At 62.7% G+C, this 14,968-nt stretch carries 16 protein-coding genes, 1 tRNA gene and 1 pseudogene; 8 read left to right on the plus strand and 10 right to left on the minus strand.

What is annotated here, in order from left to right:
• Positions 1-32: 32 nt before the first annotated feature.
• Positions 33-206: a hypothetical protein gene (locus tag H1204_RS05315; RefSeq protein WP_180730248.1), complete on the minus strand. Its 174-nt coding sequence runs from the start codon at positions 204-206 to the stop codon at positions 33-35.
• A 166-nt stretch (positions 207-372) separates the two neighbouring features.
• On the opposite strand from H1204_RS05315, the gene H1204_RS05320 reads away from it, so the two are divergent.
• Entirely contained in the window at positions 373-546 is a 174-nt protein-coding gene (locus H1204_RS05320; protein ID WP_180730249.1) for a hypothetical protein, read from the plus strand.
• Positions 547-578: 32 nt separating this feature from the next.
• Here H1204_RS05320 and H1204_RS05325 read toward each other — a convergent pair whose 3' ends face one another.
• On the minus strand, positions 579-1,970 hold the full coding sequence (locus tag H1204_RS05325; RefSeq protein ID WP_180730251.1) for an MATE family efflux transporter: 1,392 nt from the start codon (positions 1,968-1,970) through the stop codon (positions 579-581).
• Positions 1,967-2,275, minus strand: a complete 309-nt coding sequence (locus tag H1204_RS05330) for a DUF2288 domain-containing protein (RefSeq protein ID WP_131244566.1) — start codon at positions 2,273-2,275, stop codon at positions 1,967-1,969. The genes H1204_RS05325 and H1204_RS05330 overlap by 4 nt, the downstream gene beginning before the upstream one ends.
• A 1,050-nt stretch (positions 2,276-3,325) precedes the next feature.
• On the opposite strand from H1204_RS05330, the pseudogene H1204_RS05335 reads away from it, so the two are divergent.
• Positions 3,326-3,697, plus strand: a pseudogene (locus H1204_RS05335) (group II intron reverse transcriptase/maturase); the annotation flags it as partial.
• A gap of 41 nt (positions 3,698-3,738) precedes the next feature.
• On the opposite strand, the gene H1204_RS05340 reads toward H1204_RS05335, so the two are convergent.
• From H1204_RS05340 to H1204_RS05350, 3 genes are all read right to left on the minus strand, one after another.
• Entirely contained in the window at positions 3,739-5,790 is a 2,052-nt protein-coding gene (locus tag H1204_RS05340; RefSeq protein WP_180730253.1) for a recombinase family protein, read from the minus strand.
• A 133-nt stretch (positions 5,791-5,923) separates the two neighbouring features.
• The gene (locus H1204_RS05345; RefSeq protein ID WP_180730254.1) at positions 5,924-6,256 is read right to left on the minus strand and encodes a DUF6788 family protein; all 333 of its coding nucleotides are present in this window, start codon (positions 6,254-6,256) and stop codon (positions 5,924-5,926) included.
• Positions 6,257-6,308: 52 nt separating this feature from the next.
• Entirely contained in the window at positions 6,309-6,590 is a 282-nt protein-coding gene (locus H1204_RS05350) for a Y4bD/Y4pK family protein (RefSeq protein WP_180728675.1), read from the minus strand.
• Positions 6,591-6,619: 29 nt separating this feature from the next.
• Here H1204_RS05350 and ltrA point away from each other — a divergent pair, with 29 nt between their 5' ends.
• On the plus strand, positions 6,620-7,636 hold the full coding sequence (gene ltrA / locus H1204_RS05355) for a group II intron reverse transcriptase/maturase (RefSeq protein ID WP_180730874.1): 1,017 nt from the start codon (positions 6,620-6,622) through the stop codon (positions 7,634-7,636).
• Positions 7,637-7,756: 120 nt separating this feature from the next.
• Here the strand turns inward: ltrA and H1204_RS05360 are convergent, their stop codons facing one another.
• From H1204_RS05360 to H1204_RS05370, 3 genes are all read right to left on the minus strand, one after another.
• Positions 7,757-8,086 (minus strand): hypothetical protein, encoded by a 330-nt coding sequence (locus H1204_RS05360; RefSeq protein ID WP_180730256.1) that lies wholly within the window; start codon positions 8,084-8,086, stop codon positions 7,757-7,759.
• Between the two features lie 146 nt (positions 8,087-8,232).
• A complete protein-coding gene (locus H1204_RS05365) occupies positions 8,233-8,919 on the minus strand; it encodes a peptidoglycan DD-metalloendopeptidase family protein (RefSeq protein WP_180730875.1) in 687 nt (228 codons plus the stop codon).
• A 180-nt stretch (positions 8,920-9,099) separates the two neighbouring features.
• Complete coding sequence (locus H1204_RS05370; RefSeq protein WP_180730258.1) at positions 9,100-10,017, minus strand: aldose epimerase; 918 nt, start codon at positions 10,015-10,017, stop codon at positions 9,100-9,102.
• Between the two features lie 565 nt (positions 10,018-10,582).
• Between H1204_RS05370 and H1204_RS05375 the strand changes: the two genes are divergently transcribed.
• From H1204_RS05375 to H1204_RS05395, 5 genes are all read left to right on the plus strand, one after another.
• Complete coding sequence (locus H1204_RS05375; protein WP_180730259.1) at positions 10,583-11,413, plus strand: undecaprenyl-diphosphate phosphatase; 831 nt, start codon at positions 10,583-10,585, stop codon at positions 11,411-11,413.
• Positions 11,414-11,558: 145 nt separating this feature from the next.
• A tRNA-Arg gene (locus H1204_RS05380) sits at positions 11,559-11,630 on the plus strand.
• A 510-nt stretch (positions 11,631-12,140) separates the two neighbouring features.
• A complete protein-coding gene (locus H1204_RS05385) occupies positions 12,141-12,470 on the plus strand; it encodes a hypothetical protein (protein ID WP_180730261.1) in 330 nt (109 codons plus the stop codon).
• A gap of 48 nt (positions 12,471-12,518) precedes the next feature.
• Positions 12,519-12,896 carry a hypothetical protein gene (locus H1204_RS05390; protein ID WP_180730262.1) on the plus strand — a complete coding sequence of 126 codons (378 nt, stop codon included), beginning with the start codon at positions 12,519-12,521 and terminating at the stop codon, positions 12,894-12,896.
• A 30-nt stretch (positions 12,897-12,926) separates the two neighbouring features.
• Positions 12,927-13,142, plus strand: a complete 216-nt coding sequence (locus tag H1204_RS05395) for an excisionase (RefSeq protein WP_180730264.1) — start codon at positions 12,927-12,929, stop codon at positions 13,140-13,142.
• 97 nt (positions 13,143-13,239) lie between these two features.
• Here the strand turns inward: H1204_RS05395 and H1204_RS05400 are convergent, their stop codons facing one another.
• Positions 13,240-14,817 (minus strand): acid phosphatase, encoded by a 1,578-nt coding sequence (locus H1204_RS05400; RefSeq protein WP_180730265.1) that lies wholly within the window; start codon positions 14,815-14,817, stop codon positions 13,240-13,242.
• Positions 14,818-14,968 lie beyond the last annotated feature (151 nt).

A 14,968-nucleotide genomic window follows, 5' to 3' on the forward strand; every position in this document is an offset into this window, starting at 1 on the left:
AGGGTAGCGCCGCAGTCGCGGCGCATCCGGTTTCAGTGTCTGCGGCGCATTCTGTCCAGGACGTGATGCTCGGCAAGCCAGTGATGCATCATGCCTTCGCCTTGATGCTCGCGCCGATAGGTGCGCGACTCGAACACCGACAGCACGACAAGCACCAGCAACCCTATGGCGAGTCCAACCAGACCTGCGATCGATTCGGCATCCATGGCGGCCTCCTTCGACGAAAACGACCCTGTGTACATAGTAGAACAGGCGATGCAAGATCGCGCAATGCGGTGGATATCCAGGTTCGGCGGCGCACATTGCGCTTTGCGGTTAGACTCGTGGCCCGCGACGTCATCCGTCGATGCTCACACCTTGTCCGAAAAGTTTATGAAGCGCTTCCTGCTGGCTGCATCGTTGTTTTCGCTGTTCGCCCTGTCGGCGTGTGCCGACGATCCGACCGTTCACCATCACGTGCCGCCGAAAGACCCGGCGGACTACCACGGCGTGCCGACCGACACCCGCCCGCCTTCGATGATCGACGCGCCCGACGCGCCAAAATAAGCGTACGACGGGGCGCGCTCTTCAACGCGCACCTACGCGCGGCTCGCCGACAGATCAGACCCGACATCGCGCGCAAGACGCGGCAACAGGCGAAGCAGCGTGAGGCCGCGCGCGGCCATGAAGATCGTCAGCGCCGCCCACAGTCCGTGATTGCCGTGCGCGCCGGCGAGCGCCCACGAAGCCGCGAGAAACACGCCTAGCGACACGACCATCGACGTCATCAGATCGCGCGTGCGCGTCGCGCCGATGAACACGCCATCGAGCAGAAAGCCCCACACGGATACGATCGGCGACAGCACGGTCCACGGCAGGAAGGCTTCTGCCGCTGCCCGCACTACGGTCTGATCGGTGAGCCGCTCGATGATCCACGCGCCCGCCGTCCAGTAGACGAGCGAGAACGCCAGCGCGCCGAGCGCCGACCACAGCAGCGTCACCTTGACGGCCTGGCGGAACGCATCGCGGTTGCGCGCGCCGATGGCCGCGCCGACGAGCGCTTCAGCCGCATGTGCGAAGCCGTCGAGCCCGTAGCCCATGAACGTCTGGAAGTTGAGGAGCAGCGCGTTCGCGGCCAGCGTCGCGTCGCCCTGTTTCGCGCCCAGATGCGCGAACCAGCCGAACGCGCCTAGCAGGCACATCGTTCGGACGAAGATGTCGCGGTTGATGGTCACCATGCGCCTGAGCGCAACGCGATCGAACAGCGCGGCGCGCTCGAGCGCGGGCAGCCCGCGCGGACGCATCTGCCAGAGCAGGACGGCACCGAACACGAAGCCAAGCGCATCGGCCGTCGCCGTGGCGGCGCCGATGCCCGCCACGCCCCAGTCGAACGCATACACATACAGCAATACGGCCACGATGTTCGCCGTGTTGATGAACACTTGCGTGGCAAGCGCAACGCGCACGCGTTGCGTACCGAGCAGCCAGCCGAGTACGACATAGTTGCCGAGCGCAAGCGGCGCGGCCCAGATGCGGGCGTGACAGTAGGCGCGCGCGTGCCGCTGCACGTCGTCGCTGCCGCCGATCGCGCGTACCGCGAAATCGATTAGCGGAACCTGCGTCGCCAGGATGGCTGCGCCGATCGCAAACGCGAGCAACAGCGCGCGCACGATGTTCATGCGCAGGCCGGCCTGATTGTTCGCGCCGAACGATTGCGCGACGAGCCCCGTCGTGCCCATGCGCAGAAAGCCGAAGCCCCAGAACACGAAATTGAAGAACAGGCCGCCCAGCGCCACGCCGCCGAGATACGACGCGCTGTCGAGATGCCCGGCGACGGCGGTGTCGACGGCGCCGAGTATCGGCTGCGTCAGATTGGCGAGGACGATGGGGAACGCGAGCGTCAACACGCGCCGATGCCAGCGCGTCGGCACGGCATCGGCGCTCGCGTGTGGCGGGTCCGACGCGACGCTGTCGTCCGCGCTATTGCTCAACCGCGTTCCTGCACGCAGACCCACGGCGATACGACCACGGCCCACAGTTCGGGGTCCCGCGCGGCGAAGTCGGCAGCCGTCTCCGCCTGCACGCGCTCGACCAGTCCCGCCGACAGCCATTGGGTGACCTGCGTCGTATCGTCGTTTGCGATCGCTTCGGCGACGCTCACCAGATCGAGATCGCGCGCGACACGCAGCAGCATGCCGCGCGCAAAGAAGCGTTCGAGTTCCGTCCAGCCGATCTTCGCGGTTTCACCGAGCAGTTTCTCGTAGAGCGGGCTTTGTGGGGTGTCGGGGGAGGTCATGGTGTTAGCAGGCAGCATGGCATTCGTGCGTGGGGGCGTGTCGGCGGCATGCGCCGGCACGGGCGGGCGTAACTATAAACCAAACCATAGGCGACACCTCGCGACTTCGCTCGCCAATGCCTTGCGGTGCGAATACGCGGATAAATGCCTTCACGTCACGCGCTTTAATCGCCGTGTCCGCCCGCATTTGAATACGTTAAACGGAAGATCGCGAATTCGTTAAATCTGAGGAATTCACCGCAAGAATCGCAACGGAAGGGTGCGTTGGCGCACCAAGTCCCGCTATTGCGGGAAGTGAAGCGAAATGCTTGAAATCGACGAATATCGCAGTGCAGAACAATTCACGCGGAATCCTTTCACGATCTTCCGAAACCCCCGTCAGCCTTGGGTTTCGGGGTGGCGCGCTATTGCGCCGAGTGCGAATTGAATGCGCAATCGCGCGTTGATTCGGTTTGCAAATAGACGGGTGCGACATTCAGTTCGTCTTGAAACCGTGCGCCGACTCACACTATTTGCACAATTAATCGATTGCGTGGGTATAGGGGCGTTGCTAGATTTCGTCTCGGCGCATGGTGAACCGGTCCTTTGCCGATATGCGCCGAACCCCCGTTTGCCCGGCCTCGTGCCGGGCATTTTTTTGGTGTGCCGAGCATGCCCAACAGCTTGGGGGTGAAAGTCCCCTGCCCAGCCTGATGGTGGCGAAGGGCTAGCGAAACGCAAGGGCGTCGTCGCGAGGCGGGGTCTGAAGGAAGCGCGTAGCAAAGCCACGACCTGACGAACAGAAACCAGATACGAGGCCTACCCGGCCGGACGAGCGAGCCAATGATCGCGAAGTCCACAACCATCAAGTGCTGGGGTGGTAAATCTGGCGGGTGTGTGGCGAAGGCGGTTGTGCTTACCCCGGGAGGCCTGCCTGGTGTCCTGGAATCAGGACTGAACGGCTCGTAAGGGCTATTGATCGCCGAGCAGGAGTCAGCAGCGGGCATATTAGGGCGGCGACGCCTGAAGGCCCAAACGGAGAGGAGCGGCGAATAAGCCGGAGAACTCGACATGGGAACGCAGCAGAAAACGCATCGCGTCCTTGATAGCAGAGGAAGGGGTGAAGCCCCGGTGGTTGCTGATCGAGGGGCTGAACCTATGGCGGCGGACCCCGAGCCTGAAAGCCCGTCGGCTTGTGACCGACTGATGGAAGAAGTCTGCGAGAGGGAGAACCTGCAGCAGGCGTTGAAGCGTGTGAAAGCGAACAAGGGTGCACCGGGCGTGGACGGCATGACGGTTCAGGCATTACCGGCGTACCTGCGTGAGCATTGGCCGTCGATAAAGGACGCGCTGCTGAACGGCACGTACAAGCCCCAACCTGTGAGACGAGTCGAGATACCCAAGCCGGACGGAGGTGGCGTGCGCAAGCTCGGCATTCCGACGGCGATCTCATAATGCACCTCTCACAGTTGAATGCTGGACTGCTACGGTTGAAGATGCCCTGAATTGCGGATCCAGTTCTGAAGCTGATGCTCTTTCGTGGCGTCCAGGGTGATCCACCACGCTCCCCGGCCGTCGATCTTGCGTGCTTCGACGATACGGCGGTCGATCCAGTAATAGACGACGTACGTGCTCACCTGCAATCGACTGGCGAGTTGCTGCACGGTGAGTTCGTCAGGACGCGTCAGGCAGGCCGGCGCAATACCGTACCTGAAGCGGACCCATTTGATCATCGCGAGCGTAAAGGGCTTGCCGTAAGGACTGCGGAGCCCCGCCTGATTGAAGCGTGCGACGATTTGCGGATCGGACATACTTCGCGCTGCCTGGCGGACCTGCTCGACGGTCTCCGCCGGATAGCGTATCGCTTCGGGACGTGGCCTGGGCAGATTGACGGTGATGTCGGTGCAGACGCCGCCTTGCCAACGCACATGCAGAACGAACTGCCGTTGCCCGGACAATTTCTCTACGGTGATGTCGCGGATGAGCAGTCGCAGCATCCGCTTGCGTTCCTTCGCGGCAGTCGTTGGTGCGCCCCACAGGCGCGGCAGATCACAGGCCAGAGCAAGGATCTGGGCCCTCTGTTCCGCCGTGACAACGCGCGCTTTCTGGCTCTGGAATTGCGCGGCTTCCGTCCTGATCGACTCGACGCGAAGCAACGCGTCGTTCCAGCGCCGCTCGAGGGTGCCCGCAACCAGACGGTTGGCAGGATCGCATTCCTGATAGCGTCGTTCGGCAAGCGCGGCCTCGTATTCGGCTCGCTCGATGCGCATATGCCACTGACGCATGATGGCCTGATCACGTTGCTCAAGTTCCTTCAGCGCCGTCAGGGCGAGTTCGAGCTCGGCCGGGCGCAGCGCATTGATCACCGCGTCGCTGATCGCGGCGTCTAGCAGGTTGCTGCGCACGCTCATGCAGTCCCGGGTTGCCAGACCTTCACGGCGCCGCCAGTTGCACACATAGACCGGATAAATGCCGCCGTTCCCCTGGTAGCGTACCGTGATGGCCCGGCCGCAGCAGCCGCACACCAGCAGGCCCTGAAGCAACGCGAGTCCTTCACGAGCTGCACCGTTCAGCATGTTTCCTTCGCCGTTAGTGCGATTGCGTGCCAGGCGCACCTGATTCTGCTCGAATTCATCCGGGGTAATGTATCCCTCGTGATGTTCCGGCAGATGAACGCGCCATTGCGCCTTTGGTACCGCCTTCATGTGCGTGCGCACATCCCCTTGGGGCGTAATGTGCTTGCGATACTGGTAGCGTCCAAAGACATAGACGCCCGCGTAAGACGGGTTCTTGATCAGCCCACGCACGCGTTCATGACTGAGTTGCCCCCAGATGATCTGGCCTGCCCAGGCCCCGCCGTACGCGCGCCTGGGAAACCGCAGACCATCTTCGGCAAAGCGCTTGACGACGCCGTACGCGCTACCGGTTTCACGAAACAGGCGAAACGCCAGCTGAACGGCGCCGCGCACCTCGTCGTCGGGATCAAGGACGATGCGCCCTTGATCGTCGTAGCACAGGCCGACAGGAAGAGGAAACCGCAATTCTCCCTTCTGCGCCTTGTTGAGCTTGCCTCCCTGGAGGCGCCCGCGCAAGAAATGTAGCTCCGCCTGTGCCATCGTTCCCTTGAGGCCCAGCAACAGCCCGTCGTTGAAGTCGCCAGGGTCGTAACAGCCGTCGGCGTCGATAACCAACGTATGAGTGAGCGCGCACAACTCCAGCAGCCGGTGCCAGTCCAGATTCGAGCGTGCCAGGCGTGACACCTCCAGGGCAAACACCGCGCCCACCTGTCCCATCGAGACATCCGCTACGAGCGTCTTGAAGTCCTCGCGTCCCGCCATCTGTGCGCCCGACTGACCGAGGTCCCGGTCCAGCGTGCGGATCGCGGTCTCTGGCCAGCCCAGTGCCAGTGCCTTGTCCTTCAACGCATACTGGCGCTCGGTACTCTCGTGATGGTGGCGTACCTGAGCCAGCGTCGACTGGCGGATATAGATGTACGCCGGTTTGCTGTGATGCTGTTGCGTGATCTTGGGGTTCATCGGCGGTCTCCTCGATCGGTGCCGGGTCGAACCCGGCCACAAGCCAGGCCTCGAGCATGTTGGCAATGAGCACGCCGGCAAGATGCGGATCGATGGAGATGGTGAGCGGCAGAGGCTGGCTCACCGGGTCTCCTTAGAGTGCCTCGCGGCGACGTAACAGTTCGCGGTTGATCTCGCAGATCTCTTCGATGATCTCGCGCACCCGGTGATAACTCGCCAGGCGCTCGACGACGTCGGCGTGATCGGCCTGTGGCACGTAATCCATTTGCGGACGACGACCGGGGAAGCTCACGGAGAGGTAGTACTTGGGGCCATGGCCTGGGCCATCCGCGCACTTGCAGCCGGGTTTGCCGCAGCGCTTGTAGCGTTCGATGAGGGAGCCCCTGAGCAGCGTGTCCAGAGCCGGCATTTGCCGCAGTAATTCGGCGCGTCGTTTGCGGAGGGTGGACGACGGAATATCTTCCATTATCAGACCACGTGATTAACTGGTCTGATAGTAGGTCACGAATGTTCATTGATCAAGCTCCCTTGATCGGCGAGTTCGTAGAAGTTGACGCGGTGATCTGCTCGATCAGGGCAACCAGATCCAGCAGCATGCCGGGATCGAAGTAGCATGCCGGGGCCTGCGGATCGGCAACCGGCGAGCCCCAATCGGTCCATTCGCGGGGAATGCTGAAACTACCGCGCTTTGCGTGACCCACGATCAGCGTTTCGATACCCGAGACGCGTCGCCTCTTCAGCACCGGAAAGCGTTGGCCCTTAAGCGGATGAAATGGATGACAGATCTCCGCCCAACCCAAATGCTCGTTGAGCGCTTGTGTAGTTCGCGCTGACCGTCCCTTCTGCGCTCGACCGGCTCGTCCAGCAGGCGGTATTGCAGGTGCTGCAAAGACAGTGGGACCCGACGTTCTCGGACTCCAGTTATGGCTTCCGTCCGGGACGCTCGGCGCATCAGGCCGTGGCGCGCGCGCAGGGCTACATCCAGGCAGGACATGGCTGGGTGGTAGACCTGGATTTGGCGCAGTTCTTTGACCGCGTGAACCACGATATCCTGATGAGCCGGGTGGCAAGCCGGATCAGCGACAAGCGTATGCTGAAGCTGATCCGTGCGTTCCTGACGGCAGGCGTGATGGAACACGGGCTGGTTGGTGCAACGGACGAAGGCACGCCACAAGGCGGTCCCCTGTCGCCGCTGTTATCCAACCTGATGCTCGACGATCTTGACAAGCTGCTTGAGCAACGCGGACTGCGGTTCGTGAGGTACGCCGACGATTGTAACGTCTACGTACGTAGCGAACGCGCCGGCCAGCGAGTGATGATCGGCCTTAAAGCCTTCCTCACTGGCAAGCTCAAGCTGACGGTCAACGAAGCGAAGAGCGCAGTCGCGCCACCACACACGCGGAAGTTTCTGGGTTTTACCTTCTCGAGCCGGGAACAGGTCAAACGGCGCATTGCGCCCAAGGCACTGACCCGCTTCAAGGAGAGGATAAGGGAACTGACACAGCGCACACGAGGCATCAGCGTCGACCAGATGATTGGTACGCTGAAGCGGTATCTCACTGGCTGGCGTGGCTACTTTGGTTTCTGCGAAACCCCAAGCGTGTTGAAGCGCCTCGATGAATGGATTCGTCGCCGCATCCGCTGCTTCTTCTGGAAGCAATGGAAGCGTGGCCGGACCCGTTTCAAGGAGTTGACTGCCCGCGGGGTTAGCCGTGATCTAGCCGCTCGGACCGTTGGATCGCCGCACAATGCATGGCGCCTTAGTTGTAGCCCCGCGCTGGGTCTCGCACTGCCAAACCGGTATCTACGTTCTCTTGGACTTCCCTCGGTCGGTCCAGCCGGCTAACCGATCCGAGCCGCCGTGTACGGACCCGTACGCACGGTGGCGTGGGAGGGGGCGGGCCGCGAGGCCTGCCCCTATCCCGATTCCTCACGCAATGAAAACCGGACGACGCGCGAGTGCCGGCTATTGCTTGCAGCGGATCACCATCGAGCGGTTTTTCACGTTGGCGCCGAGCACGCCGCCAAGCGTGCCGCCTGCCGTGCCGCCCGTGTCGACATCTTTCGAGACCACGTCGTAGCCATAGGCGCCGCATGCCTCGCCCGCGCGCTTGTAGCATTCGCCCCAGTTCTGGCTCGCATCGCTGCCGCTACAGTTGATCGCGAAGCCTGTCTCGCCGTTGGGCAGATAGGTGAGTGTCGTCGAACCGGAACTGGCGCAGCCTGCCAGGCTCGCCAGAGAGAGGATCGCGAGGCTCGTCGCCGTCGCACGGACTGCCGCAAGGGCGTTTTTCATCGGAGTGTCCTCTGTGTGTCGTTGCGCGGATGAACGCGGTGTCGACAGGCGTGGCACGGAGCGTGCCCGCCTGCCATCCATGATGGAGCGCCGCACGGTCCATCGGGTTCCCGCGGGTTCCCGTCGTGATGCGGCGGGACAGCGCCTCAGCGCGGCGGGAGCGAGCGCGCCGGATCGATCGACCGGCCGGCGTAACGCAGCTCGAAATGCAGCATCACGCGGTCGTTGTCGGAGTCGCCCATCTCGGCGATCTTCTGGCCTTGCTGGACCGTCTCGCCTTCCTTCACGAGCAGCGCGCGGTTGTGCGCGTACGCGGTCAGATAGTCGGCGTTGTGCTTGATGATCAGCAGGTTGCCGTAGCCGCGCAGGCCATTGCTCGCATAGACGACGGTGCCGCCCGCCGCGGCGAACACGGGTGTGCCCGCAGCGTTGGCGATATCGATGCCCTTCGAGTTGTTGCCGTCGAAGCCGCGCACCACGTTGCCCGTCGCCGGCCAGATCAGCGAGATCGACGACGCGGGCGCCGCAGGCGTATCTGCGGCCGCACTGCGCGACGCAGACGACGCATTCGCCGATGCGCCCGCCGAACCACTGCCCGAGGCGCTGCCGCGGGACGAACCCGTGCTGGCCGTCGCCGTGCCGGGCGGCGGCGCGACGCGCAGCACCTGGCCGACCTCGAGCGAATCGGGGTTCGACAGCTTGTTCCAGCGCGTCAGGCTCTCGACCGACGTGCGATTGCTGCGCGCGATCTTGTACAGCGTGTCGCCCCGTTCGACGCGATAGTAGCCCGGACCCACGGGTGCCGAGCCGCATGCGGCCAGTGCTGCGACCATGGCCGCGCAGACGAGCCGTCTGATTTTTGTAGTCAACTTGGACCTCGCAAGACGCTGCCGCGCGCCGATCCCGATCACGTGGCAGATGCAAAACGCCAGATTCTAACGGTTTTGCGATGCAGCACCCGTTTTCGGGTCGAGGCGCCGCGCGACGATCGTGCCGCGCGCGATGCGCGGCGCTCAGGGCAGCGTGCCGACGATAATGCGCAGCGACGCTGTTTCGGTGTCGCCTGCTTCGAGCCAGCGCAGCCCCAGGCCGTTGTGGATCGCATCGGGCAGACCCAGCCACGGCTCGACGCAGAAGAAGTCCGATTCACGCTTTTCCGTCCACGTCGTGACGGCGTACCACGGCACCGAGTTGGGACGCTGCAGATCGATCGTGATGCTGCGGTTCAGGCCGAGCGCGACCACCCGCACGACGTGATCCGGCGCGCCATCGAGGCAATGGAAGCGATCCAGAATGCCCGGATCGTCCAGACGATAGTCCGGCTTGCCGGCTTCACCCTCGCTGATCGCGCCGTCCGGCAGCTGATGGCGGCGCACCGTGCGGGGCAGTTCGAGCACCGTCTCGCCGCGTTGCGCGTGCGGCAGCGTGAAGTAGAAATGATGGCCCGCGTAGTAGGGCAGCGGCGCACTGTCCGCCGTGCCCGTGTTGGTCGTGATGAAGTCGACGTCGAGCGTGTGCGCGTCGACGAGCGTGTACTTTGCCTCGAAGCGGAAGCTGAACGGATAGCCGGCGCGCGTCGCGTCGCTGTCGGTCAGCGTCATGCTGATCGAGCGGGCGGCTTCGTCGACCGTGGCCTCGAACGGCAGGTCGCGCGCAAAGCCGTGCATGGGCAGATCGCGCACGGTGCCTTGCGCGTCCTTCCAGCGCCCGATCTGTCCGTCGACGAAATGGCGGCCGAGAAACGGAAACAGCAGCGGATTGCCGCCGCGTACGCGCGCAGGCTGGCTCCAGTCCGCTTGCTCGGGCCAGAAGATCACCGACTGGCCGTCGATGTCCCACGACAGCAGGCGGCCGCCCGCCTGCGGCGCGACGCGCAGCAAGGAGCCGTCGCGTGCGATCTCGATGATGTCCTGTTGCTGGAATTGAGGCATGGCAATGACGATAGAAAGCGGTTAGGAAGGGATCGGCGTGCACAATTGTGGCGCGAAAAGCGCAGCGACGCCGATTTTGCGCCCCTTTGTGCTACGGGGAAACCCTTCTCGGGAAATTGCGGGTGTTGGCGCACAGTCAGCGCAATCGATAATGTGTAGGAAGACCGGCTCCGGCCGGATCCGATCACTCGGTTTTCAGGAGGGGCGATGGATCTCGCAATGGCAATGAGCGTGGCACTGTTCGGCATGTTTACGGGCAGTACGATTTATTTCTTTTATAAATTTACACGCTGACACGGGGCGACGAGAATCCACGTTGAGCCGTCGGCACGTACCGACGGTCCACGCAGCCTCCGCACGCAGGCCCGCCTTCCAGGCGGGCCTTTTTGCTTTCATCGTCGTAATAATCCTTTCGATCTTGTTGCAATGCGGCAAGATTCTGTTAAAAGCGAATTTTTGTCCTTGGCGCACCCCGGTCGCCCAGGCATAATCGACCCGCCTTCAGATGCCGGACGTCATGCTCCGGCAAGCTGCCATCCTCCCCACTTTTCAAAAGGACCGACGCGTGAGCCTGTCGTTTTTGATCTTTTTGAGCGTGCTGCAGGGCGTCACGGAACTGTTTCCGGTGAGCAGTCTTGGTCACACGCTGCTCGTTCCCGCTCTCTTCGGCATGCATATCGACAAGCATGCACCGCAACTGCTGCCGTTTCTCGTCGCGCTGCATCTGGGCACCGCGTTCGCGCTGCTGTGGTACTTCCGTACGCGCTGGATTGCGCTCGTAAGCGGCTTTTTCGCGTCGCTGTCGGGCCGCCGCAATGACGATGGCCATATGATGTGGGCGCTCATCATCGGGACGATTCCGGCCGGTCTGGTGGGTCTCGTGCTCGAGAAGCGCCTCGAACGCGTGTTCCACGATCTGCGCATCGTCGCGATTGCGCTGATCGTCAACGGCATTCTGCTGTGGCTGGGCGACCGGCTTCAGCGTGCGCGCGTGCACCGCGCGCCGGAGAAGCTGACGTTCAAGCAGGCATTTCTGGTCGGCCTCGCGCAGATCGGCGCGCTGATTCCCGGTTTCTCGCGCAGCGGCCTGACGATGATCGCGGGCAACGGCGCGGGCCTGACAGCCGAGAAGGCCGCCGAGTTCTCGTTCCTGCTCGGCACGCCGATTATTTTCGCGGCGGGCATCCTCGAACTGCCGAAGCTCTTCCACGCGCCGGGCCAGCTCGCCGACGCGCTGCTGGGCGGCGTGCTGACGGCGATCGCCGCGTACCTGAGCGTGCGTTTCCTGATGCGCTATTTCGAAGGACGCGGCCGTCTTGCGTCGTTCGGCGTGTACTGCGTGATTGCGGGCGTGGTGTTTCTCGGCTGGTTCATGACGCATCCGCAACCGGCCTGATTGCGCGGTTCGATCGGTTATAATCGCGGGCCCGGCGTAGCTGCCGGGCCTTTCTGTTTGAGCGCCACGGCATGCGTGGCGTGCTTGCACCGGCGCCTGACGCCAGTTTCGATCAGGTCCAGCCAGGTTAAAATTCCGGTTTCGCCTCCCCATAGTTCAACGGATAGAACACGGGTCTTCTAAACCTGAAATCGAGGTTCGATTCCTCGTGGGGGGCCATCGATGCACCAAACTTTCCCCAGGATCTACTACCAAAAAGGACGGTAAGTTAGGGCCCTGCGGCGATTCTTGTATCTCCTTCCCACCAGGTTTCGGCATTGACATCCACGCGCCCAGGGGGCAGCGTTGGGGGCAATCCATATCGCTGTGGGGCATGGCAATGCCCCCTCCATTCGGGTGCCCCTTACCAACGTTGCAGTACAGTCCGAGAGGCCACGCGAGCGCTCCTATAAGCTGGCTGACGGCCAGGCATATACCTCGAAGATGTCCTCAAAACTGTGGACATTCCAGCAGACTGACCGGCTCAAAGACTCTCAGTCTGGCCAATCGACAAAAAGAGCCGGACACGGTAGCGTCCGGCCGACAAGGGTTCTAGCTAAATGCGAGGGCCCTACACGCCGCTATCGCGTAAGCTACATCATGGAATTCAGCATCAACCCGGAATGAGGGCCGGGCAGGAGTACGGGTAAGCCTGCTCGTGACAGCGAGGCAATCTGGGTGACGCAGCATGAAAAAAAGCATCACAGCAGGGGTAATTGCGGCATTCGCACTGGCAGCGTGCGGAGGCGGCGACAACGGAGGCGCACCCGCCACGTCCCAGGTGCCCAGCACCGATGCGCAAGGCATCTACACGGGGACGGACTCCGTCGGCGGCAACGCGGTCACCGGCACGGTCCTCGACAACGGAAATCTCTACTTCATCTACACGAACGGCTCGAGTGTGCTGGGCGTCGTAAATGGAACGTCCAGCCCGGCGAATGGAAGGCTCGCGTCGGATGCGAAGAACTACCGCGTCAACAGCAGCACCGTGGACAGTGTGAGCGTGACGGGGTTTTAGCAGGCAAAGGCATCGCTCGTCACCACGATCGGGGGTAGCAAGACGACGGTGTTCTCAGGCTTCGGTACCTCGACGGTGTTCACGGGCAGCTACAGCTCGATCTATGATCAGGTGCCCGACCTGACCAGGTTCCAAGGTACGTACACAGGCGCGGCCGGTTCGGTCAAGACCGCCGACACGGTCACGCTCACGATCAGCGGCAACAGCATTTCCGGGCAAGGCGTGAGCGGCTGCACGTTCGCCGGCAACTTCTCCGCCCACAACGGCAAGAACGTCTGGGACACGGCCGTCACGTTCGGCGGCGCTCCCTGCCTTTATCCGAATCAGCGTGTGTCGGGCATCATGGTCGTGAATGGCAACAGCATTCTCGCCGCCTTGCTGCTCACCGATCAAAGCGACGCGTTCGTGATGGCTGTCAGCAAGTAACGCCGATCCCGCGTCGCAGGACGCGTCTCGGTGAAAATCGGTCTAGACGATTGGCTGAAGCGCGAGTTTTACCCACCACCTGCGATCCGCACTGCGCGTCGATACATCGAAGCCGGCAAGATCTATCCGCCGCCGGTCAAAGTGGGCCACGCAGTCAGTCTGCGCGTGTGTGCGCACGTCCTCCATCTTTCTCCCATCCTCCCCGAATCACACGCCCATAAAAAAGGGCAGCCGAAGCTGCCCTGAAGCGTTGCGCATCGAACGTGGATGAATGCGCGACTGTTGCTTGCCCGAACTGTGTCGATGACGGGCGACGGGCCCGCCTGCCTGCGTTGCTGCGTGCTTACTGGTTGATGTCGAGCGCGTTGGTCAGATCGCCCATCGCCTGGCCGCCGTTCGCGACGAGCGCGCTGTCACGCGCCGTCAGGCCCGGCAGGTTCGGCAGATTGAAGCGGTGCGTGATGAAGCGCAGGATCGACGTCGTGTCGTACTGCGTATGATCGACGAAACCCTTCTTCGCGTACGGCGACACGATGATCGCGGGAATCCGCGTACCCGGGCCCCAGCGGTCGCCCTTCGGCGGCGCGACGTGATCCCAGAAGCCGCCGTTCTCGTCGTACGTGATGACGACGACCATGTTGTTCCACTGCGGGCTCTTCTGCAGATGCGAGATCACATCCGCAATGTGCTGATCGCCCTGCGACACGTCCGTATAACCCGCGTGCTCGTTCAGGTTGCCTTGCGGCTTGTAGAACGCGACTTGCGGCAGCGCGCCGGCGTCGATCGCCTTGATGAACTCCGAGCCGTTCAGTCCGCCGTCGAGCAGGTGCTTCGCGCGGTTGTCGGTGCCTGGCGCGAGGTCGGCGAAGTAGTTGAACGGCTGGTGGTGCGGCTGGAAGTTCGGCGAGCTGAGGTTCGCGCCGTAGATCACGTTCGCCGTGTTGTTCTGGACCGCCGAGATCGCGTTGCCCCATGCGCCGCCGTACCACGCCCACGTCACGCCCGCATTGTTGAGCAGATCGCCGATGTGCTGGTTCGTCTGCGCCGGCAGCGTCGTCGCGGCCGTCGGATCGGCGAGATTCGCGTCGCCACCCGTAGCCGGCTTGTTGCCGCTCGGCTGGTACGGCGGCTGCATCGTGTTGATGGCGTAGAAGTCAGGCGTGAGGTTGCCCGAGTTGACGAAGGTCGGCACGTCGGTCAGCGCCGATGCCGCCGACGTCGACTTGAGCGTCAGCGACACGCCGTCCGGTTCGACCGCGGAGATCGACGTCTTCGCGACGCTCGTGTCGGCGTTCGCGTAGAACGGCGTACACGCGCAGACCAGCCACTGATGGTTCAGAAACGAGCCGCCGAACGCGCCCATGAAGAAATTGTCGGCCAGCGTGAATTGCTGCGCGAGCTTATAGAGCGGCAGCTTGTCGGCGTTCGGCGTGTAGTGGCCCATTACGAGACCGCCCGAATCGGCCCACGCGGCGAACATGTCGTTCTTGCCGCCGTGGATCTGCATCTGGTTCTCGTAGAAGCGGTGATACAGGTCGCGCGTCGTCGCGCTGAGCGGCGCGTTGAAACCGGCCGGATCGTCGATGGCGAACGGCGAGTTCGGCAGATTGACCGTCATCGCCTGCGTGATGACGGGCGTCACGCCAGCAGCTGTAAGGCCTTTCCAGACGGGCGGCAGCGTGGCCAGCACGGAGCTGTCGCGGTCGAGCTGGCGTGCGCTCGCCGCCGTCACGTTCTGGAGGCCGTTGGCGCCCGGGAAGTTGCCATAGAGGTTGTCGAAGCTGCGGTTTTCCGCGTAGATGACCACGACGTTCTTCACGGAAGACAACGTCGGCTTCGAATTCGAATTGCCACCACATGCGTACAGCCCGATCGCTGCGGCGATCGCGATAGGCGTCGCGCAGATCAGTTTCTTGTTCATGATTTATCTCTCTCGCGTTGGGGACCGGCGGTGAATCCGCATCGGGATGACCGGCGGCGAGAGTGTCGCAAGGCTTTTTGACAGAACGATTAATTTCTTACATCAAGGTTCCGATTTGCTTGTGATTTTTAATATGTCGTCGGGTATATGT

The sequence above is a fragment of the Paraburkholderia sp. PGU19 genome (assembly GCF_013426915.1).
Taxonomy (GTDB): Bacteria; Pseudomonadota; Gammaproteobacteria; order Burkholderiales; family Burkholderiaceae; genus Paraburkholderia.